Origin of the sequence: Desulfitispora alkaliphila, from assembly GCF_050433185.1 — a bacterium.
Classification (GTDB): Bacteria; Bacillota; Desulfitisporia; order Desulfitisporales; family Desulfitisporaceae; genus Desulfitispora; species Desulfitispora alkaliphila.
In genome coordinates this window covers 57321-78790 of sequence record NZ_JBNPXS010000009.1, presented here as the reverse complement: position 1 = coordinate 78790, position 21470 = coordinate 57321, and the positions used below count along the sequence as shown (strand labels likewise).

General features: G+C 39.9%; 20 protein-coding genes. 4 read left to right on the top strand and 16 right to left on the bottom strand.

The window, feature by feature from the left end; genetic code table 11:
• Positions 1-147 precede the first annotated feature (147 nt).
• The 5 genes from GGQ84_RS05110 to GGQ84_RS05090 all read right to left on the bottom strand — a co-directional run bounded on the left by GGQ84_RS05110 (position 148) and on the right by GGQ84_RS05090 (position 4938).
• Positions 148-411, bottom strand: coding sequence for a hypothetical protein (locus tag GGQ84_RS05110; RefSeq protein ID WP_429160032.1), 264 nt, complete (start codon positions 409-411; stop codon positions 148-150).
• Positions 412-461: 50 nt separating this feature from the next.
• Positions 462-1910, bottom strand: coding sequence for a sensor histidine kinase (locus GGQ84_RS05105; protein ID WP_429160029.1), 1449 nt, complete (start codon positions 1908-1910; stop codon positions 462-464).
• Between the two features lie 2 nt (positions 1911-1912).
• Positions 1913-2563, bottom strand: coding sequence for a response regulator transcription factor (locus tag GGQ84_RS05100; RefSeq protein ID WP_429160027.1), 651 nt, complete (start codon positions 2561-2563; stop codon positions 1913-1915).
• 57 nt (positions 2564-2620) lie between these two features.
• Complete coding sequence (locus GGQ84_RS05095) at positions 2621-3280, bottom strand: YczE/YyaS/YitT family protein (protein ID WP_429160024.1); 660 nt, start codon at positions 3278-3280, stop codon at positions 2621-2623.
• A 62-nt stretch (positions 3281-3342) separates the two neighbouring features.
• Positions 3343-4938 carry a thiamine pyrophosphate-binding protein gene (locus GGQ84_RS05090; protein ID WP_429160022.1) on the bottom strand — a complete coding sequence of 532 codons (1596 nt, stop codon included), beginning with the start codon at positions 4936-4938 and terminating at the stop codon, positions 3343-3345.
• A gap of 193 nt (positions 4939-5131) precedes the next feature.
• On the opposite strand from GGQ84_RS05090, the gene GGQ84_RS05085 reads away from it, so the two are divergent.
• Complete coding sequence (locus GGQ84_RS05085) at positions 5132-6688, top strand: glycoside hydrolase family 26 protein (protein ID WP_429160020.1); 1557 nt, start codon at positions 5132-5134, stop codon at positions 6686-6688.
• Positions 6689-6708: 20 nt separating this feature from the next.
• Here the strand turns inward: GGQ84_RS05085 and GGQ84_RS05080 are convergent, their stop codons facing one another.
• On the bottom strand, positions 6709-7152 hold the full coding sequence (locus GGQ84_RS05080) for a hypothetical protein (protein WP_429160018.1): 444 nt from the start codon (positions 7150-7152) through the stop codon (positions 6709-6711).
• A 158-nt stretch (positions 7153-7310) separates the two neighbouring features.
• Between GGQ84_RS05080 and GGQ84_RS05075 the strand changes: the two genes are divergently transcribed.
• Positions 7311-7898, top strand: a complete 588-nt coding sequence (locus GGQ84_RS05075; RefSeq protein WP_429160016.1) for a cell wall hydrolase — start codon at positions 7311-7313, stop codon at positions 7896-7898.
• A 37-nt stretch (positions 7899-7935) separates the two neighbouring features.
• On the opposite strand, the gene GGQ84_RS05070 is transcribed toward GGQ84_RS05075, so the two are convergent.
• The 3 genes from GGQ84_RS05070 to GGQ84_RS05060 all read right to left on the bottom strand — a co-directional run bounded on the left by GGQ84_RS05070 (position 7936) and on the right by GGQ84_RS05060 (position 13042).
• Positions 7936-9798, bottom strand: coding sequence for a GGDEF domain-containing protein (locus GGQ84_RS05070; RefSeq protein ID WP_429160014.1), 1863 nt, complete (start codon positions 9796-9798; stop codon positions 7936-7938).
• 183 nt (positions 9799-9981) lie between these two features.
• Positions 9982-11916: a TRAP transporter permease gene (locus GGQ84_RS05065; protein ID WP_429160011.1), complete on the bottom strand. Its 1935-nt coding sequence runs from the start codon at positions 11914-11916 to the stop codon at positions 9982-9984.
• Between the two features lie 91 nt (positions 11917-12007).
• Complete coding sequence (locus tag GGQ84_RS05060; protein ID WP_429160009.1) at positions 12008-13042, bottom strand: TAXI family TRAP transporter solute-binding subunit; 1035 nt, start codon at positions 13040-13042, stop codon at positions 12008-12010.
• A gap of 630 nt (positions 13043-13672) precedes the next feature.
• Here GGQ84_RS05060 and GGQ84_RS05055 point away from each other — a divergent pair.
• A complete protein-coding gene (locus GGQ84_RS05055) occupies positions 13673-14599 on the top strand; it encodes a M15 family metallopeptidase (protein WP_429160006.1) in 927 nt (308 codons plus the stop codon).
• Between the two features lie 207 nt (positions 14600-14806).
• Here the strand turns inward: GGQ84_RS05055 and GGQ84_RS05050 are convergent, their stop codons facing one another.
• The 5 genes from GGQ84_RS05050 to GGQ84_RS05030 all read right to left on the bottom strand — a co-directional run bounded on the left by GGQ84_RS05050 (position 14807) and on the right by GGQ84_RS05030 (position 19239).
• Positions 14807-16057: a uracil-xanthine permease family protein gene (locus GGQ84_RS05050; protein WP_429160004.1), complete on the bottom strand. Its 1251-nt coding sequence runs from the start codon at positions 16055-16057 to the stop codon at positions 14807-14809.
• Between the two features lie 153 nt (positions 16058-16210).
• Positions 16211-16636: a type VII toxin-antitoxin system HepT family RNase toxin gene (gene hepT, locus GGQ84_RS05045; RefSeq protein ID WP_429160002.1), complete on the bottom strand. Its 426-nt coding sequence runs from the start codon at positions 16634-16636 to the stop codon at positions 16211-16213.
• Positions 16629-17021, bottom strand: a complete 393-nt coding sequence (gene mntA / locus GGQ84_RS05040) for a type VII toxin-antitoxin system MntA family adenylyltransferase antitoxin (protein ID WP_429159999.1) — start codon at positions 17019-17021, stop codon at positions 16629-16631. The genes hepT and mntA overlap by 8 nt, the downstream gene beginning before the upstream one ends.
• A gap of 55 nt (positions 17022-17076) precedes the next feature.
• Entirely contained in the window at positions 17077-18762 is a 1686-nt protein-coding gene (locus GGQ84_RS05035) for a BCCT family transporter (RefSeq protein WP_429159996.1), read from the bottom strand.
• A 36-nt stretch (positions 18763-18798) separates the two neighbouring features.
• Positions 18799-19239 carry a hypothetical protein gene (locus GGQ84_RS05030; RefSeq protein ID WP_429159993.1) on the bottom strand — a complete coding sequence of 147 codons (441 nt, stop codon included), beginning with the start codon at positions 19237-19239 and terminating at the stop codon, positions 18799-18801.
• 222 nt (positions 19240-19461) lie between these two features.
• Here GGQ84_RS05030 and GGQ84_RS05025 point away from each other — a divergent pair, with 222 nt between their 5' ends.
• The gene (locus GGQ84_RS05025; protein ID WP_429159990.1) at positions 19462-20346 is read left to right on the top strand and encodes a methyl-accepting chemotaxis protein; all 885 of its coding nucleotides are present in this window, start codon (positions 19462-19464) and stop codon (positions 20344-20346) included.
• A gap of 88 nt (positions 20347-20434) precedes the next feature.
• Here the strand turns inward: GGQ84_RS05025 and GGQ84_RS05020 are convergent, their stop codons facing one another.
• Complete coding sequence (locus tag GGQ84_RS05020) at positions 20435-20746, bottom strand: type II toxin-antitoxin system RelE/ParE family toxin (protein WP_429160043.1); 312 nt, start codon at positions 20744-20746, stop codon at positions 20435-20437.
• Positions 20743-21021, bottom strand: a complete 279-nt coding sequence (locus GGQ84_RS05015; protein ID WP_429159987.1) for a type II toxin-antitoxin system Phd/YefM family antitoxin — start codon at positions 21019-21021, stop codon at positions 20743-20745. Before GGQ84_RS05015 ends, GGQ84_RS05020 begins: the two co-directional genes overlap by 4 nt.
• Between the last annotated feature and the right edge of the window lie 449 nt (positions 21022-21470).

Below are 21470 nucleotides of genomic sequence, written 5' to 3'. Positions count from 1 at the left end.
CCTCGCGATGGACACCCTTGTCATTGGCTAGTGGTTCCCACTACCAAGCCCACAGCGGACTTTCACCGCCAAGTTACCGCCCGTGCCGGGCACACGTAAAAAAAGGGGAGCCTCTCAATTGAGGTTCCCCTTTTTATATATTAATTCTTACTTTTCTTCTTCCTCTTCTTCTTCGTCAAGCTCTTCTTCTTCTAATTCTTCAGCTTCAACTTCTTCTAGTTCTTCTTCTTCAGCGTCAGCTTCTTCTTCGTCTTCAAGCTCAACTTCTACTCCAGCCTCTTCACCGTTTTCAACAGCTTCTTCCTGTGCTGGTTCTTCCTGTGGTGCTGGCTCTTCGTCTCCACCGCAACCTACTGCGAATACTGAGAAAGCCATCATTAGGCATAGTAACAAAGCTAATTTTTTCTTCATTATTTTTCCCTCCCTCATTGTTTGTTCAGGTGTTATTATAACAAGGGATCTTATCCAACCTGCGTCGAACTTGTAACAGAGTTGTAAATTCTTTTCTCAAATGTTAAATCTATTCTGGTACCCAGACCTGGTTTACTGGAAATCTCCATTTGTGCACCGTGTTCTGCTACTATCTGATGACATATTGCCAAGCCTAATCCAATACCGCCTTCTTTTCTAGACCTGGATTTATCAACCCGATAAAAGGGCTCGGTTACTCGCTTTAATTGAGATTCCTCCATACCCTTTCCCTGGTCTACCACAAAAATACTGGCCGCGTCATCTTCTCGCTCTACCCCCAGCACTATTTGTTGCCCTGGTCCACTGGCGTCTAGAGCGTTATCCACTAAGTTTAACAGAGCTCCTTTAAACAAATCCCTGTCTAGAGGCAGGCTTAAGTGCTCACCGGTTATCTTAAGCTCTATTTGTCGCTCTCCCGCCTTTACCTCCATAATCTCCTTTACTTCCCACAAAAGCTGGGACACATCGGTCTCTTCCAAGTCAAATGCATTTTCTCTAATTAAAATCATATCCATAAGAGCCTTAGACAACTTTAACATTCGCTTGCCCTCTGAATGGATATAGCCAAGGCTGCGTTTGAAAACCTTTTGGTCATACTGGGCCGCCAACAGGTATTCTGCATAGCCAATAATAGAGGTAAGCGGTGTCCTCAGTTCGTGGGTTAAATTATCGATAAAACGTTGCTGCTGTTGGCCCTGCCGTTCAAGTTGACCAATTCTCTGCTCCACTTCTCCCGCCATGGTGTTAAACTGCTCCGCCAGCAGTCCAACCTCATCGCTGCTGGTAACCTTAGCTCGCACGTGATAATTACCTGATGCAATATTTTGAGCAGTTAGACTCAAGTCTTTAATAGGTCTCATAACAACTATACTTAACCCCCAGGACACTAGCGCCACAAAAAACAATCCTATAGTTCCCGTCTTGACAAAAAACATATATTGTTCGTAGCGATGTTTATCCAAATGGGAGATATCCCTGATTAAAGAGAGCACAATTTTTTCCTGGTCTACTTCCAGTACATTGGCAACAAAAAGATATAACTCTCCATTGTCATCATCCCGACGAAGGATAAAGTTTTTTTCTCCCTGTAGCGCAGCTTCTAACTCTTCCCTGGGAAAAAACCAAGCTTTAGGCGAATTAGTAGCTAACAGATTTAACTTGTGATCATATATCTCCAAATAGTTCCTATCTGTTTTCACCAAGTCCACCATGCTCTTACTATAACTTTCTAGCTCTATCTTTTCTTTAGCTATGCGCTTATTATTTAGCAAGTAGAGCGCCAAAGTAGAGTGAAGGTTACTTTCTTCCTCAAGACTGCGCTCTACCTCCCGCTTTAGTAAGCTGTTATATGTATTTTCTGTAACCAAAAAACCTGTAGCTGTGAGCGAAATTACGTAAATTCCCATACACAATAAAAATATTTTCCACCCAAACTTCATAATCAATCCTCCAGTCGGTAGCCCACTTTATAGACGGTTTTAATCTTGTCCGTGCCTAGCTTTGTTCTAAGTCGCTGAATGTGCATGTCTACCGTCCTGGTGTTTCCTTCGTATTCGTAATCCCACACCAGCTCTAACAGTCGCTCCCGGGACATGGCTCGTCCCTTGTTTTCTATTAATAACCTGAGTAAATAAAATTCCTTGAAGGTGAGCTCAATTTCCTTGTTGTTTTTTACTACCCTGTGTTGATCCAAATAGACCTCTATGTCATCAATGACCACCTGATCCCCTTCTCTACCACTGCGCCTTAGCACCGACTTAATTCGAGCTAAAAGCTCAACTGCCTCAAAGGGCTTGGTAACATAATCGTCTGCACCCAACTCCAGACCTTTAACCTTGTCCTTAAGCCCATCCTTAGCGGTTAACATGATTACGGGTATGCTTTTTTTTGAGATAATAGGCATAAGGTCATATCCATCCAACTTGGGCAACATAATGTCCAGTAGCACTAAGTCTATTTTTTCCCCCGCCAAAAGCCTTTGGGCTTCTAGGCCATCAGTTGCCTCTATGGTTTCATAGCCTACCATAGATAAGTTTAACTTTATTAGCTCCCTAATGGGTTCCTCATCTTCCACAATTAGAATTCTGCTCATAATATCTCCCCCCATAGTCCCCTAATCTACAAAAGCGCCTCTAGAGGCGCTTTTATGCTATCTTCTAATAGGCATCTGTTCTACTTCCGGTTGCGGCGCTTTGGCCATTTCTTTTACTCGTTCAATTAGGTTCATATACATCTCCATGGTAAAACCAATGGTTAAGGAAAAAGCCAATGTACCTAAACCTACAATACCCCCAAGCAAAAATCCCGTTATAACTGCAGCCACCTCAATTACCGTTCGCACCATCCCCACTCGAAGTGAAGTCAACTTGTTTATGGCAATCATCAGGCTGTCTCTAGGCCCAGTTCCCATATTTGTGCTTATATATAGCGCTGTGCTAAAGGCAACTATATTGATTCCTAGAATTAAATAAACTACCTGCATCCAGATCCCTTGACTGTGAGGCACAATCTGAGTACCAACCAGGAGATCGTAAAAAAATCCAATAAAAAACATATTCATAAAGCTGGCAACAGTAGGGCGAACCCCCAGTATCCATGACAACATGAGAAGAAAAAAGCCCGCCCCTATCATTACCTGCCCTAAGGTAAAGGGCAAATGTAATTCTAACCCGGTATGCAAAACATCCCAAGGGGCTACTCCCAAACTGGCCTTAATTAGGATATCAAGCCCCAAGCTCATAAACATCAGCGCCAGCATAAATAAACTAATTCGCATTCCCCATTCCAAACTACCCTTCAATCCATTCATCTCCCAAACCCATTTATATTTTATTATATCAGATATGAGCTTGGTTATGAAGAATTATCTCTTTAAACTGTCGGCAGGGGTATATCAGAGGAAATTACATCTATAATACATGGTTTATTGGATTTTAGTGCCTTCTTTATAGTGCTCTCCAATTGATCACTACTCTCAACTCGATACCCCTCTCCACCACAGCTCTCAGCATAGAGCTTGAAATCAGGGTTGTGTAACTCAGTGGCATAAGGAGTTAAGTTCTTGCTTTCCATCTTATTTTTTTCCATGGCGTAATTCCCATTGTTTACAATTATTACCACCACGGGCAGGTTGTGTTTAACCGCTGTGGTAAAATCGGACATAGTCATGGCAAAGCCTCCATCTCCCACTAGGGCTACCACTTGTTTGTCCGGTTTATTTATCTTGGCTGCAAGGGCTGCTGGCAATCCAAAACCTAAAGTTCGCCATTTTCCCGATAGAAGTGTTTGTTGGCCGCTTCCCTTAAAGAGACGGTTAAACCAGACAAAGTGATCACCCACATCTAGTGAAATTATGGCATCTGAATCTAGGGTGTTGTTCAAGGCATTTACTATGCTGGCTGGATGACAAGGACTCCCCTGCTGGGATAACTCCTCTGCAGCTCGCTTTTCCCAGGCATCCTTTTTCTCCTTTGCCTTGCGCAGCCAGTCATCGTGATTAGTGGGATTTACCTTCTTGTGCAGCTGAGATAAAATTTCATTAACTTCACCCACTAGTCCGTAGGATATGGGGTTTCCCGTGGCCAAGCTAATTGGATTTGTATCCACTTGGATAATGGCCTTTTGTACGTCTAAGTAACTTCCTGGCCACCAATTTGCTCCAATAGTCAAGACTAAATCTGCTTCATTTAAAATGTCAGTAGCTGCTTGACTTCCTCCCTCGCCAACTCCTCCCATAAAAAGAGGGTGATCCCAGGAGTAAAAACTCTTGGCTACAGAAGTTGCTACAAAAGGTGCTTGTAGCTTTTGCGCAAAGTTTACCACTATTTCTGGATTGTCTACTACTCCGCGCCCCACTAGAACTGCCGGTCTCTTGGCTTCACTTAAGCGCTTAGCCGCTTCATCTACCACAGGAGGTGCTGAAAGGGGTTGATTGTAAACATAAGGTGCGCCCCCAAAAATCTGCGCCGTACACTCTTGAGCTAGTATATCCTTGGGTATACTAACGTGAGCTGGCATAGATTTTGTTATAGCTTCACTAATTGCTTGATTTATAACATCACCTACTGTCTGCTGATGTACTACTTGCCCACAATAACAGGTTATGCCGGAAAAAAGTACGCTCTGATTTATCACCTGCTTTTTTTCTGTGCCCAAATCGGCAGTTGGCTCATCCCCTGTTATGGCTAACAAAGGCACTCGATCTTTATAAGCGTCAGCTACACCGTTTAGTAAATGGACAGCTCCAGGTCCACCAATTGCAAGACAAACCCCCAGCTGCCCTGTAAGTTTTGCTTGAGCAGAAGCCATTAAGGCTGCCGTCTCCTCGTGTTTTACTGGATAGAAATTTAAGTCGTCTCGGTCATTGAGTTCGTGGATAATCTGGAAGATGTGATCCCCTACTAAGCCGTAAATGTTTTTAACTTCCCAGTTGGCTAGTTGATCTAATAGAGCTTGTGCTACGTTCAAAACAAATCTCCTCCTACTAATTTTAATCTATCTTATGGGTATTAGTATCCCTTTTCCCTGGCAGTTTTATTATGTTGTCAAGGGATGGTTCTTTCGACAACTTTATTTCGTATAAAAAGCAGGGAAAATATAAAATATAGCAAATATTACTATCTAGTTACTTTTATAACATAAGAAAAGGAGTAGATTTATATTGAGCATTAGAAACCAATTCTTATTTATCCTATTTTTACTCTCATTATTCATTGCACTACCGGCAGTGGCCTCGGCGAAACCGGACTTAAGCAATTATACGGGCGCAAAGTTCGAACCAGTTGAAGGCTCGTATTTGGGAGCCTATGTTGTTCAAGACGTGAACATTGATGCACACATGCCTACTTTTAATGAAATTACAGGAAAACACCACTCAAGCTTTTTCCGCTACTTAGGTTACGGCAGAGAGTTCCCGCGCTTATGGGTTCAAGAGGTAAAGGATGCCGGAGCTGTGCCCCAAATAGCTTGGGAACCAAATAGTGGGTTGGAGCATGTTAATGATGACGAATACCTGCGCTCCTTCGCCAGAGCCTGTGCTGAAGCTGATGTACCTATTTTCCTTAGATTTGCCTCAGAGATGAACGGTGACTGGTCTGCCTACTCAGGTGACCCGGATGAGTTCATCAAAAAATGGCGCCTTGTTCACCGTGTAATGGCTGAAGAGGCACCTAATGTGGCTATGGTTTGGACTGTTTTTACTTTTCCACAGGGGAATATATTAGACTATTACCCTGGCGATGATTATGTGGATTGGGTTGGAGTAAATGTCTACAACGTCGTTTATCACAACAACAATATTAACCATTATGCAGCGTACCAGGACCCAATTCAGTTGATGGACTATGTTTATCGCACTTTTGGAGACAGAAAGCCAATTCACATATCCGAATGGGGAGTAACTCACTATACGATTACCGATGGGAAGTATTATGTAGAATGGTCTCAAGAAAAGCTACGCCGCATGTATGACGGCATTAGAGAGCTTCGACCAAGAGCCAAGGCTATCTACTATTTTGATGTAAATAACCTAGTAAATGCACCAGAGGGACGAAGAATTAACAACTATTCTCTCACTTGTGATGAAGATAAGCTCAATACTTATTCAGAAGTGGTAAACCATGATTTCTATTTATCTCGTACTTACGATAACACTGTTAACGTACTTTTAGATGGAGCAGAAGTTGTATTGACAGACAATTTAATAGTTACCGATGAAAAAACTTATATTCCGGTTAGAGACGTTGCAGCTGCAGCAGGCTACTACCCTAGTTGGGCAGGCAATGCTCTTGTTCTAGAGAAAGATGGTGAGAACTTTTCACTTCCATTAACGACCACAGGAGGTCTTTTGCTTCACCAAGGTAAATCCTATTTAGAGCTTCAACTGCTTAATAAGATTCTTGGACAACAGGTTGAATTAGCAGGAGATGTAATAGTAAGATTACCTGAACCTCTAAGATCCATCGAAATAGGAAATGAAATACTTACTTTTGATGAAGACTTCCCCTATTTTACTATTTACGGTGAGCCCATGTTACCTGCAAGGCATACATTAACTGCTTTAGACTCAGGCTTAAAGTTGGCTTTTAATGCTGACAGCACAATAACTGTAACCTTGGGTAAGCAGCAAACAACCATAAATCCAGATAACAATCCTGGTGCCGTAATCCACAAAGGCACTCTATATATGTCCGTTGAGGAGTTAGAGAAACTATTATAATCAAAAAGCGGCAGACCTTTTTATAGGTCTACCGCTTTTTGACATCTAGCAGATTTTATTTTGGCAATATCAAACAAGTTCTCTTTTGTTACTGCTTCTATTGAATACATCCTCTCGGACAGGTCCGCTAGTATATCTTTCACTTCAGTTCGAAACTCTAAAAGGCCCGCAACTTGCTCATACACTGCTTCTGATTTTCTTTTCAGCTCAGCTACGTCCGATTTCAATCCTGCTACATCTGCTTTCACTTCTACCATATCTGATTTTAACCCTGCTACGTCTACTTTCAATCCTGCTACGTCCGATTTTACTTCTACCATATCTGATTTTAATTCTGCCACGTCAGTTTTTAAGACAGATACATCTGCCTTAAGATCAGATACATCCGCCTTAAGATCAGATACATCTTTTCCAATAGCTTCTACTTTACTCAAAATTGCTTCAAACATCTCTTTTTCCGTCACTTATTTGTTTCACCACCTTTTATTCATCATTTTATTTAATTATAGTATAAGCCCAATTTAATGTCTATTAATTAAAAGTGCCAAAAGAGGTTTGTATATAAAGTCTCATTTTATGGCAATAATTAGTAATGTGGGATGAGGAGAAGGGAGTGATTTAAATGGTTAAAATAAGTACCTTCCTAGTTTTTTCGAGCCTCTTCGCTCTTGAGCTATTTAGTTGGTTACCAGCTTCATTGCAACCAATTATTTTCAACGATCTGGTTATGACTAACAAAACTCAAGAAGTTGAAGTTCATACACAACGGGAAGACAGGGAAAGTTTCGTTATTGATGAAGTAATAGATGATACATATATACAACTTTCAGAAAAAGACTTGATTGCCTTGGAGCGAATAGTTGAAGCTGAGGCAACAGGCGAAGATATCATGGGCAGAATTATGGTTGCTAATGTTGTCTTCAATCGAGTTAACTCAGCTAACTTTCCCAATACGGTGTACGATGTGATCCATCAACGTATTAATGGTAGAGCTCAGTTCTCTCCAATTGATGATAATCGCTACTACACCGTAACAGTTTCTGACAAGACAAGGGAAGCTGTTGACAGAGCCTTAGCTGGTGAAACCTATGCAGAAGATGCTTTATTCTTTATGGCCCGCTCTATGGCCAGCGAGGCCGGAATTACATGGTTTGACCGAAACCTAACTAAAATAAAAAAACACGGTGCTCACGAATTTTTTACTTATTAAACCAGAGTGCAAGGGAACGGTTCTCCTGATAAAGTTGTCAGGAGAACTTTCCCTTTGAAATTTTATTTCTTCCATTTTTCTTAGACATATAAAGCGCTTGATCAGCTTTGTTTATAAAATCTTCTATTTTATCATCTTGTGACGGAATAATAGTATTTAAGCCTAGGCTAACGGTTACAACATTTGAAACTCTTGAATTAGTATGGGGTATACTTAAATTTTCTACATTCTCTTTTATTTTTTCTGCTATAATCATTGCTCCTTGGGCATTTGTATTTGGCAGTATAACAATGAATTCTTCTCCTCCATATTTAGCACACATATCAGTACTGCGTTTTAGCGTCCTCTCCACCTCTTTAGCAATAGTAGTTAAGCATTCATCACCACGCATATGACCGTATTTATCATTAAACTCTTTAAAAAAATCAATATCCATTATTATGAGAGATAAAGGTTGCTTCTCTCTAATTGAACGTTTCCACTCTTCTTGCAGTTTTTCATCAAAATTCCTTCTGTTTGGTAATCCTGTAAGCGCATCGTGTTTTGCCAACTTTTTCAATTTCTTGTTTGCCCGTTCTAATTCTATAGTTCTTTCCATGATCTTTTGCTCTAAAAATTGATTAACCCCTTGAAGTTTCTTATACATAATTGCATTTTCTTTTACCAACACTGCTGATCTATTAAAGGCTTCATTAAAACGCCAAGATAAGAAAAAGGCCTGTAATAAGATGAAAATTAAAACCCCAAAAGATAAAAGCTCAGGTGCTTCTATTACCTGTATTTCTCTCAAAAAGTCACTTATACCTGCGGCAAATATAATCAAGCCCCCTGCTACCATAATGCAATGTCCTTGTTTCTTAACAAACTCTTCCCGAGTCGCCACTAAATAAATTATATATAAACCACTTAAAAGAACTAGAACTAAACCATACTGGAATAACCAATCATAAACTTTAACTGAAGTCAAAAGCACTACTGCAGTAAAAAATGCAATAGCCCATTTAGCTATCTGTGTTGGTCTTTCAAATATTTTTAAATTAAAGATTTCCTTTAGGTACAGAATTAAAAGGGGCAATAAAATAAACACCGGCCAATACCCTAACTTCATTAACAACTCTGGCGAAAAATCTGGATATACTCGCACCAGAATTCTTTCATTTAAGGTAATAAGTCTAAGAGCCATAATTAGTGCTATAACTGAAAAAAAAATAAATCCTAGGTTTCTTCTCTGTAAATAAAAAATTATAAAATAGTACAAAGCCACAACAAACAAACTTCCGAACATAATACTATCTCTTATAATTCCCAAATGAGTATTTCTTTCAATTTGATTAGCCGTTCCAAGTATAATATCATCAAGCTTTATCCGCTGATGATGAAAATTTGCTATTTGAACGATAATTTCCACTAACTCTTGTTCACTCTTAAAGGTTAGCTCCAGTGGATTATACTGTGGGCTATACTCTATGGGTGTCACTCCTACCCTACCCGCACTAGCAAGCAACCTACCGTTGACATATACTTTGGAAGCAGAGGTCAAATATTTTGCTTTCAAGCCATATACTTCACTTAGATTACTCAGCTTAATCTTTATCCTTAGGGTAGCGTATCCATCCGTGGTTAGTGCTTTTCCATTAAGTTCCTTTCTACTCAATTCAGTAGGTAGTGTAATATAGTCTGGTTTTAAAATTTCTTTATTAAAGTCTTCAGGGCCTAAGAGTTCCATCCAATAGAACTCCCACTGTCCTCGCAAAGGTAGTAGCCCCTCTTCCTTGAAATCCCATCCAGTAACATCCAAATATCCCTTTTCCGCCTTTAAACCACCGCTTACAAGACCCTGGTTTCCACGAAAAGAAAGTGAAATTATAATAACACTAACAATAATAAGTAGTAGAAACATTATTATCTTATTTTTTTTATTCACCAAACCATCATCTCTTTCAAAAATTTTAGTGGTTGTATCTGGATATGATTATATATTTCTCCAAAAAAAAATTTATCCTTTGTCGAAGACACAGATCTTTTGTCGCAAAAAAACCTACCCATTAATTTTAATGGGCAGGTTTTAAAGTCCTACAATAACTTAACTACTAGCTTCCACAGGTGGAATTGCTCTGTTTCGCTTAATTCTTTGAACTACGAAATTAGCTATTAATATGGTCAAACCAGCAGCATCAAAGTACGGTGAAGGCGATACTAATAGCAATGAAGCAATTAGCAGTGTTGCCTGTTGAACTTTGTTCACATGACCAAAGTACCAGCTTTGAACAGCTGAAGATAGTGCAAAGATTCCAATAAAGGCTGTAGCTGCATTAATTGCAATAACAGTAGGGTCTCCAATTAACAGAATCCCTGGCGCATAGTAGAACATGAAGGGCACTATGTAAGCTGCAATCCCCAGTCTAAATGAAGTGAACCCTGTCTTCATAGGGTCAGAACCACCTATACTAGCAGCAGCATAAGAAGCCAAAGCCACCGGTGGAGTTATAGAGGATACACAGGCAAAATAGAACACGAAAAAGTGTGCCATTAGTGGGTCAATCCCCATTCTAATTAATCCTGGCGCTACTACAGATGCAGCAACCGCATAGGCTGCAGTTGTAGGCATCCCCATCCCTAATATTATAGCTATTAACATGGCAAAGACTAAAGCTAAGAACTCTGATGCACCGGCAATAGACAGCAGTAGTGAAGCAAATTTCAGACCTATTCCAGTCAGAGCAATTACACCCATGATAATACCAGCGGCAGCACAAACTGCCATCAGCTGAATGGAACCCCTTACTCCTTTATCAAAGGCCTCAATGATTTTAGACGGACCCATACGGGTTTCCTTTTTAAATAGACTAATTACCCAGCAGGAAACGATACCAGCAAACCCAGCCATAATAACAGAGTAGCCAACTGCCAACATACCGAATAAAATTATAATGGGCAAAAACATATAGCTTCGCATCATAACCCCTTTAATACTGGGAAGCTCGGCTCTAGAAAATCCATGCAGATTTAGTTTACTAGCCTCCTTATCCACCATAAAGTAGGTGGATAGAAAGTACAGTGCTGCAGGTAAAATACCAGCCAGCATAATATTGTGATAGGGTATTCCAGTTAACTCAGCCATAATAAATACCCCTGCCCCCATAATCGGTGGCATGATTTGACCTCCAGTAGATGCAACCGCTTCAGTAGCCGCTGCAAACCGGGGTGAATACCCTACTCTTTTCATCAAAGGAATTGTCAAGCTACCAGTTGCCACCGCATTTCCTACAGAAGTTCCATTCATTGTACCCATGAGAGCACTGGCCAATACAGCAACCTTTGCTGGACCTCCCCGTAGGTGGCCACTGATAGAAAAGGCCCACTCTACAAAAAACTTACCTACTCCTGATACCTGTAAAAAGGAACTGAAGATAATGAAGAGGATAATATATCTAGAAGAAATGGCAATGGGAACACTAAATACCCCATCTAAGCCATAAATGTATGTGAAAAATCTCTCCATGGAATATCCCCTGTGCTCCAAAATACCCGGCAAATAGGGACCTAGAAAGGCATAAGCAATGAAAGTACCCGCCAAAAGGGGCAATGCATTCCCGCTCACCCTCCTGGCAAGTTCCAACACCAGAATAACACCTAGCAGGGCTACCACAAAATCCATCTCAGTGGGTCGCACTCCCGCTCTAAAAATCAATTGCTCAAAATTAGTATAGATATAATAAAAAATATAAAGGCTAGCTGCAACACAGACCCAGTCAATAATATGTATTTTACTTCTAGCACTATGCCAGCCAGGGATTAATATGAAGCCTAGTACAGTAAGTAAAGTCACATGAACACTGCGAAAAATCCATGGATCCATGGGACTAAGTATTAAAGTATATAGGGTAAATATTGCAGTAAATACAGCTACAAGAGTGATGGCCCTTCCCTTCCATCCCTCAATTTTCCTGTGACTGCTAAACTCAGCAGAGTCATTGGTCTCCAGGATAATTTTTCCTTGCGCATCTTTTTGTATCATTTTACTTACTCCCCCTTTGCAAGTCGAGCACCTGCCCACCCTCAGGGCCGGCAGGTGCTTTTACTGAAGCCAGTTCTCCAATTAAATTACTTTATTCCCATTCTGGAGGGTATACATTTGGATTTAGTTCATATCCTTGTTCTTCAAAGTACTTAATTGCTCCCGGATGCATCCACATCCAGTCATTGTGTACTACATTATCGGCAATTGTCTCTTTAGCTGCCACGTGAGTATCTACCATTCGGTCGTTGTTTTCCATAACCGCTTTAACTATCTCATAAACAAAGTCATCTGGAAGATCCTTGTTGGCGATAGCCACATTCCAAATTCCCACAGTATCTACATCTTCTGTTAAAAAGTCATACCCTGGCACATCAGCTGGAATTACTGCTGGAGACCAGTATGGGTACGCCTCAAGAATTTTCTCTCTATCTTCTCCTCCAATTCCAAAGAACACAACATCTCTAGAATTAGATGTCTCTAACAATCCGCCTACTGGTAATCCTGACGAAAAGCTATTTGCACCTAGCTGTCTATCCAAGTGTTGCTGTACCAAGTCACCCAGACCTGCATGGACAACAGTCGCATCTATTCCCAATACATCTAAAAATCTAGGGTGATATGTACCACCTGTACCTCCAGCTGGACCAACACCAACTGTAACCCCTTCTAAGTCGTAAATGTTATCAATACCTGAATTGGCAAAAGCCCACCACTGAGAGTAAGTAGTATACATAGGGAAAATTGCTCGTACATTCCTGTGCTCAATTCCACCAGTCCAGTCTCCTTCACCATGCCACGCTTCCCAAGCAGGACCCATGGTCACTAGTCCTAAATCTAAATCATTCATGTCAACTAATTGCATGTTGTGATTTGGACCACCAGTAACTTCCACACCAGCTGCAACTCCCACTTCCTCAGAAATTACATTAGCTAAACCTCCAGCGTATACATAATAAACACCACCAATTGACGCTGAACCTATATCTATAGTTCTCGGCCACTGCACCTCTCCTGCTTCACCGTTTGGTGCCGGCTCATCATCTCCTCCGCAGCCAATAAAGGCAATACTAGTTACCATCAATAAAGCCATTAACACTATGATTTTTTTTGATTTAAATTTCAATTTTAAACCCTCCCTTTTTTCTGAAAATTTAATAAATATTTTGTGTAATAATCCATAGTCTTCTCAACTCTCTAGTGGAACACCCCCTCATAATTTATCTAATTATAATATTCAGAATATTGTATAGAAAATTTATATACATATTAGCATTTTTTACGGAAAATTACAACTAGTTTTTTTAATATTAAAATTTTCACGAGTCACCATAAAAAAAAAACTCCGAGGCATATACCTCGGAGTTCAGTGTACTAGACTAAATCCTATTATTATTTTATGTCATCAATTTAATTATGCATTTCGATAAAATGAGATGTCTTTATCAACTTGAAAAATTCTATTCCTACACCTACTAGAAACGGCGTCAAGAAAAATGCAAATATAATTAAAATATCAACCACTGGAACCGCCTCCTTTCCGTACCTCATCCTTTGTTAAGTTAATATTATCACAAAGTGATTGTGAAAGCAATCTTTTTCACTAACTTTTTTTGTAAATTAGCAATAGCTTTATTGGTTCGTAATCTTACTACTATAAATGCCTCTTATTACACAAAAAAATAAAAAGGTTTAAGTCACCTTTTGTAGAAATTTGTAGGGTAAAGCACTTTTCTATTTAGAGGTGAGTACTATTATGCATAAAAAAATTTATATACCAATGCTCTTGTTCTTACTAATTGCTGGAACATTGCTTGGTATAAGTGTCCAAGCCACTGATTCGGAACTACCCACACAAACAGAGGAGCCCACTGAGCCCTCCAGTCCTTTAAAGGAGACGATTGTTTTAGAGGGTAAAATGATTAATGACGAGCTCTACCTTCCTGTGGAAGCACTCAACAGAGCTTCAGAACTAGACATTCAATGGAATCAAGATTTGAATGCAGTTGTTTTCTCTACTGGTACGGAAAAAATTATTGTGCGCCAAGATTATTTAGCTTCAGAACCGAGCACAGTTCAAGAAATAAAAAATCCTGACGATCTATTAGTGCTCGTGAATAAAAAACACAGTCTTCCGGCAGATTATGTTCCTCCAGATTTAGTGGACCCTGCTGTTCCCTCTATAAAGTCAGAAGGAGACCCAAGCAGGTTACTTCGCAGCCAGGCTGCGGAGGCTCTGGAAGAAATGTTTGCTCAGGCCAAGGAGGATGGCATTGAACTTTATGCTGTTTCTGGTTACCGCTCCTACCAACATCAAGAAGCAGTTTTTACCCGCGTAGCTGCTGCTAGAGGCGAAGAAAAAGCTAATTTAACTGTGGCCTACCCAGGGCAAAGCGAGCATCAAACAGGACTGGCAATGGACGTATCGAGCCCTCAAATGAACTTTGGCCTTAGCCAATCCTTTGGTCATACTGAAGAAGGAAGATGGATAGCTAAAAACGCACCCGATTTCGGATTTATTATTCGCTACCAAAAAGACAACACTCATATTACAGGTTATTCTTATGAACCTTGGCACCTGCGCTATGTGGGCAAGGAAGCCGCACTAGCCATCGCAGAAGCTGACATTACACTTGAAGAATATTTATACGATTTAGAGTTTTATTCTAAGCTTGAACAATAGGTTGTCAGAATAATCATATGGGGATATAAAAAACACAGGCAAATGCCTGTGTTTTCTTCACTATATCTAGTAATACATAAAAGCTCCTGCTAAACCGACAATAAGTACCATGAAAATAAGTCCTCCGAAAAGTAAAAGTCCTAATAGCATCCATATCCACGAAGTTCCACCTTATTCTATCTCCACATTTTTTACAATAAGCCACCATTACACACCTCCTTTCCTCTCTCTAAAGATTTCAAGCAAAATCGCTACAAAAGCCCCAACTATAACTCCATTCCCCACTACAGTTGCTAACCAAGATGGTATGTCTTGCAACAGCTCCATTGGAAGCATCATTACACCTAACCCGGCTAAAAGACTCAATCCAATAATGTAACTGTCTTTTGGACCTATCTCTTTTTGAACAATACTCTTAATTCCTATATCCAGTAAAGAGACTGCAGGTATCAACAGCATTGAGTTTACTATAACCGGTGGAATACTACCAACTAACACTCCCAAGGGACCCAATATTCCCATAAACACAAATAAAAGAGCTCCTAAGAAAAAAGGTCTCCGCTCTTTGTTACCAGTAACGGCAATAAGACCCGCAGATACAGCATAGGGTACTGTACCATGACCACCTAAAACCCCAGCCCCAAAGTTAGCTAAGCCACTAAACACTAGACCCGGATCATATTTTCTCGCCACTTCCTCTTCTTCCATCACTTTACCCACCGCAGCAATGCTTCCAACCATAATTGGAATCATAAAAAAGCCTAGTAGCAATAAGGATAAAGCTGTTCCTAAATCATAGGTAGGATATCCCCAGGGAAAAAGCTGAGGAATATTTACCAGCCCACTGTAGTTAAAATCAGGCAGAGATGCCACTCCCGCAAAAATGCACGCAATCCAACCTACAGCAAAGCCGATTAGAATAGCACTGTTTTTGATCACTCCCTTGGTATTAAAAAGGAGGTACATCACAAAAAACAGAATACTAATACCTATCAAGAACTGCAACAACCCGCTTCCAACTAAACCCTTTACTGCTACTCCACCAATTTGAATTCCTAAAAGCATTAACAACACCCCGGTAACTCGAGGGGTAAAGTAATGCTGAGCCTTCTTCACAAATCCCAGGGCTCCCAAAAGCGCCATACACACCCCGGAAATTATCATGGCCCCGCTAATATCAGTCAAGATAAGAGACGCCGGCTTGCCCATACTAAAACCCACACCAGCCACAATAATATATGCTGCCATCCAGGGTGCCCCTGGCCCTTCAATAGAGAGAACCTTATGGCCCCAACGCAGCTGAACCATACTGGCGACTCCTGTAATAAAAAAGCTGAGTTGCATTAAGGTTCCAATTTCACTCTGGGACAACCCTAACACTACTCCTAAAGATATAGAAAGGGAAATTAAAAGCCCCATATGAAATACTACCCACTGAACTGCTAAAAGTACATGCATTCTTCAATGCTCTCCCTTCTACTCTCTAAAAGGTAAATTCTTCGCCCCTAAGAAAAATCCTCTAATAATAAAAGACAGTTCATCTGACAACCCCTTAAGAAGTTGTCAAATGAACTGTCACCCTGTATCCCAGTCTGCCGTCCCCGCGGCAACTCAAGCATTTATAAATCTGTGCACCTCTTCTATGTAGATATAATATTGAGTTAAAGTTTCTTTAATCGAATTATAGACAATCTCATCATCTATCTTTTGATACTCATGTACTATTACATTTCTCAAACCTGTTGAAGGTGCAATTTTCAGAGCAAATTCCATTGAGAAAACATCCGCTTCTGCTAATTCTATAAATGAGGAGTAATAATCTACAGTTGGCCCCTTCCTCAAGCCTTTTAGTATCATATTGTTTATATCTGTGCTAACCTCTACTATCAGTTGAATTAACCTCTCAACACTTCTCTTGTAAAGGCTATTGTTGCAATAATCCTGATAGGTAATGTGCTCTAACTCTTTTAGCTCTTTATAATACAATTGAAGTCTTAACAGCTTTTCTTTAATTATTTCAACTTCCAACTTAGTCACGCCTCAACGCCTCCAATTGCTCTTCTAGGTATTTACTTCTCAGCTTTCTAAACTTTTCTGTGTCATAGTAATAGCGCAGACAATATAAGTAGTACCTATCAAACTGCCCTGCATACTGTTCATAAATAGGCCTACCCTCTATTGCCACTTTATATTTTAATAAACCTGCCGCTTTCTGTAAATCGATTAGATCAATTTTACTGTATTGATAAAACTGTGAAATATCATTTAAAAACGCTAACTTGTCATTAACAGATAGTGGATTTTCAGTTAAATATGCTATATCTATATCGCTTTCGCCGGATTTAAAATCATCAGTACCATAGCTACCAATTAATATGAGTAGCTCCAACTGATACTTTTCTGCTATTTGTTTGATTAGCAATACAAACTCACCTCTGTTCTAAGAGAACACAGCACCCCCGTCCCCCTGTGTTCCCCTATTTTTCGCTTTTTTCACTGTTTCCGTTTTCTTCACTTAGCTGTTCGCTTATATCATCCCGTAAATCCTCGTACATTTTATCCTTAACCTCTTCGTATACCTCTTCTTTTATTTCCTCATATACTTCTTCCTTTATTTCTTCATATACTTCTTCTTTAATCTTATCCGACTGTTTGACAAACTTCTTTTTTTGCTCTTCTTTGAGATCCTTGCGCATCATTGCTAAGAGTGAGAATATCATTACTACCATTATCATGGCAAAAGGAAGGGCTGCAACAATAGAAGCTGTCTGCAATCCAGTTAGTCCGCCACTAATCAATAACACACTGGCTGTACCTGCAATCAAGAAACCCCATATTACTTTAACGTATAGCTTAGGGGCCAAACTACCGCTACTTGTCATGGCTCCTAAAACATAAGATGCCGAATCTGCTGATGTAATGAAAAATATCAAAATCAACATAATAGCCAATACACTCATTACCATTCCAAAGGGTAGTTCAGTCAAAGTAGCAAAGAGAGCAACTTCTACATTATTTAATACCAGTTCTCCTAACTGCTCATTGCCATTCATAATCATATCCAGTGCAGTTCCCCCAAAGGCTGTAAACCAAATTACTGCCAATAAAGACGGTACTACTAATACCCCAGCAACAAACTCGCGAATAGTTCGTCCTCGAGAAATCCTGGCAATAAAAATCCCCATAAAAGGTGCCCAGGATATATGCCATGCCCAAAAGAAAATAGTGTACATACCCAACCATTCCCCATCCCCAAAGGGCTTCAGGTCCAAACTCATTTGGGTAATGTTGGCCAAGTACCCACCAAGAGTGGATACTACTCCTTTAGCAATAAACAATGTGGGCCCAAAAATAATAATAAACAACAATAGGATGCTGGCAACGGACAAGTTTATAACACTTAAAATCCGAATACCTTTATCAACACCAGTAGCCGCTGAAAAAATAAATAAAATAGTAACAATAAAAATTACTATAAAATTAGTCGTTCCAGTATTGGGAATTGCTCCTCCTGTCAAGTGGGATAAACCTCCGGTTATCTGCAAGGCACTTAGCCCAAAAGTAGTTGCCACCCCAGTAGATGTGGCCAAAACTGCCAATGTGTCAATACCTTTTCCAAATACTCCTTCAGTTTGCTTCCCCAATAAGGGTTGGAATGCTGAACTAATCAATGCAGGCTGGTCCTTGCGAAATTGCACATAGCCCAGTGTCAATGCAACCAGAGAAAAAATAGCCCATGGGTGCAATGCCCAGTGAAATACTGCGTACCTTAAACCAGCACTAGCTTTTTGCGCTGAAGATGCATCAATAAAATCAGGATGTGGATCCAAGTAGTAGAGTGCTGGCTCCGCTACACCCCAAAAGACAAATCCCACACCAATCCCCGCTGAAAATAACATACCAATCCATGTATAAGCTGAAAACTCCGGTTTTTCATCAGGTTTACCTAACTTTAACTTGCCAAAGGGACTGACAGCTAAAAATAGTACAAAAACAATAAAAAAAGCAGTAGAAATCATATAGAACCAACCAAAATTATCTAAAGTCGCTTCCAATGCAGCAGAAGAAGCTCTTTGTAATGATTCTGGTCCAAAAAATCCCCATAAAACAAAAAGTAGCACTAAGGGTGCAGATATGTAAAACACTGTACTGGGTTTTTTCATCGTATAATCATATTTATTCAAATTAGATCACCTTCCTCATCTATATATTACCCTTTTTTGAGAATTTTTCAACCATGTATCAAAAACACAAACGGTTCTTCTGACAACCCCTTGAAAAGTTGTCGGAAGCTTTAACCCCCGGTCATCCTCACTAATCAGGGGAAGGGTTTCAATATTTAGACCAACAGGGTGAAATTGGGCGAATAGGGTTTGGATTAAAGGGACATCCAGCTTATCCTCCTGCAGCAGCACCTGATAACCCTGATGAAGGGATGGCTGCATCCCGTTTAGTCCCCATGTCTTTACAGGCTTAAGAGCCCCTTCCTGTACCATAGCCTCGGCAAATGAGGGATAGCCGCCGTGCTTGTCCCAGTACTTGTCTAGGCCAACCTTGGCCTCCACATGCTTTTCTATATCCTTAATCTTAATCCGCTTCTTTTTTTGGCTACTTATGTAGCTGTTTATTAACTGTTTCACTTTGCTCACCTTCTACCGTTTCCGTGACAATTTTTAAACATTTATAAGCTACCACATGTTCTCATCATATTATAATTTAAACACATCCTCCAATTTCAGGCAAATTAAAGACCTGCGATATTGATTATAATGCCATAAAATGCTAGAATCGTAGTAAGTTTTTTCGAAATAGCACGAAAATACCTATTATATTTGATTTCATTAGGAGGGAGAGAAAATATTTTGGCTGAAAATGTAATTCACTCAAACATGGACTTAATACAGCAAATTTTAGATACGCTTAAGCAGGCTACAGGCTTCCATATTATTATTTGTGGAGTTGGAGGAGTGATTGAAGCAGCAACTAACAAGGATAGAGTGGGCAATGTTCACTCTGCCGGCCAGAAGATTGTAGCCGGAGAAATTCCTTACGCCAAAGTTACTAAGGAGGATGAAGATCGAGCTAAGGAAATGGGAAATGATGATCGCATGGGATTTAACTACCCAATTTTCTTTAAAGATAGCATTGTGGGTTCAGCCGGTGTTGCTGGAGACCCCAGCCTTGCTGAGCTATTAGCAAAAACTGCTTCACATATGACTTCGTACATCTTAGTTAGCGAAGAAGAAAAGCGAGAGCTAGAGGCTTCACGGAATAGTGCCCTGAACCAAGAAATAACTGACCGCATAAGCACCACAACAGCAGCCACAGAACAAATTACAGCCGGAATGGAAAATTTGCATACAACAGAACAAGCTCTAAAAAACTCCATAGATACTACTATCTCTGACCTAGGTGAGATTATAAACGCAATTTCCTTCATAGAAAAAATCGCTAATCAATCACATATGCTGGGATTAAACGCCTCCATTGAAGCTGCCAGAGCAGGTGAGAACGGGAAGGGCTTTTCAGTAGTTGCTTCAGAAATTAGAAAACTTGCAGATAATAGTAGGCTTAAAACCGAAACCATTAAATTGACCATTGACTCCCTTCAACAGCGCTTACCCCAGGTAGCTGAGCGAACAAATGAAAATTTGAACATCGTTAACGAACAGTCTAAGGCACTAGATATGATATCAGGTCAAATGGAGGAGCTTCAGGACCTCTCTCAAAAACTGCTAAGTTGCTAAGGGGGGGCGGTCTGCCGCCCCTCGCTACATACAGAAATAAGGCTAATTTTGTTTGATTATATTCAGCATAAGCTCTAGACTGTTGAAGTCACATCAAATTATGATATTCTCTTCTTCCATCAACGATTGCATATATAATAACTGTTTTATTTTCTTTGTTTATTTTATAAAAGACAAGATGTTTCTCAACGATTACTACTCTGTACCCTTGTTTTTTTAAAATATAATGTTTTGGCTCACTTCCTAATTCAGGAAATTGTTGTAGGCGATTAATAGCATCTTCTAGTTTATCCAGATATTGCAATGCAATATTAACATCACCTGAATTATCTGCAATATAATATATGATATCTCGAAGCTGATCTTCAGCCTTATCCGTTCTTATGATTTTATACATCAGTCATTTTTCCTTTTCATTAAAGATTTACGAAGATCATCAAAGGAATCTTGAATTAGTCCTACTCTACCATTTTCCACATCATCCTCTGCATCTGCAAGTGTTCTAAGCAATTCCAATTCAGATTTCATCTGATAATAATCCTGCAATCCAAGAACTGCTGTATCACCCCGACCGTTTACAGTAATTATAACTGCATCCCTTGTTTCTTTACACTGTTTAGAAATTTCATTGTAGTGATTTCTTAAATCCGCTGATGGCCTGATATTTACTTTCATGATATCACCTCTTCCTAATACATTATTAGTACTCATATTATATCATGATCTGACTATGCAATCAATTAACTGTCATTTCTATGGAGCGTGATCAAATGGATCGCAAAGTTAATAATGATATCTTTGGTTCGAAGAGCGAATGATGTATGAGATACAGTTCATTTCTGCTGCTAAACGCTATTTTCCAAGCTTTATATCGTCTTATACCCCCTTACCTCACACGGCTCCTCTTATCATCACTCACAGAATGTAGCTAATTTCATCTCCTCCTCAGGTTGGTTTAGACATAGATTAAGCCCAGAAAGAGATGTCTGATTATCTCTTCCTGGGCCTGTCAAGGTAATAATATATTATTGATTTGTCAGTTGTGTCGAGGACAACACAACACCTCCGTCCCCGTGTGCTCCCCCCAAGAGCATCTATTCTACCATCTAGAAAATCCTTTGTCA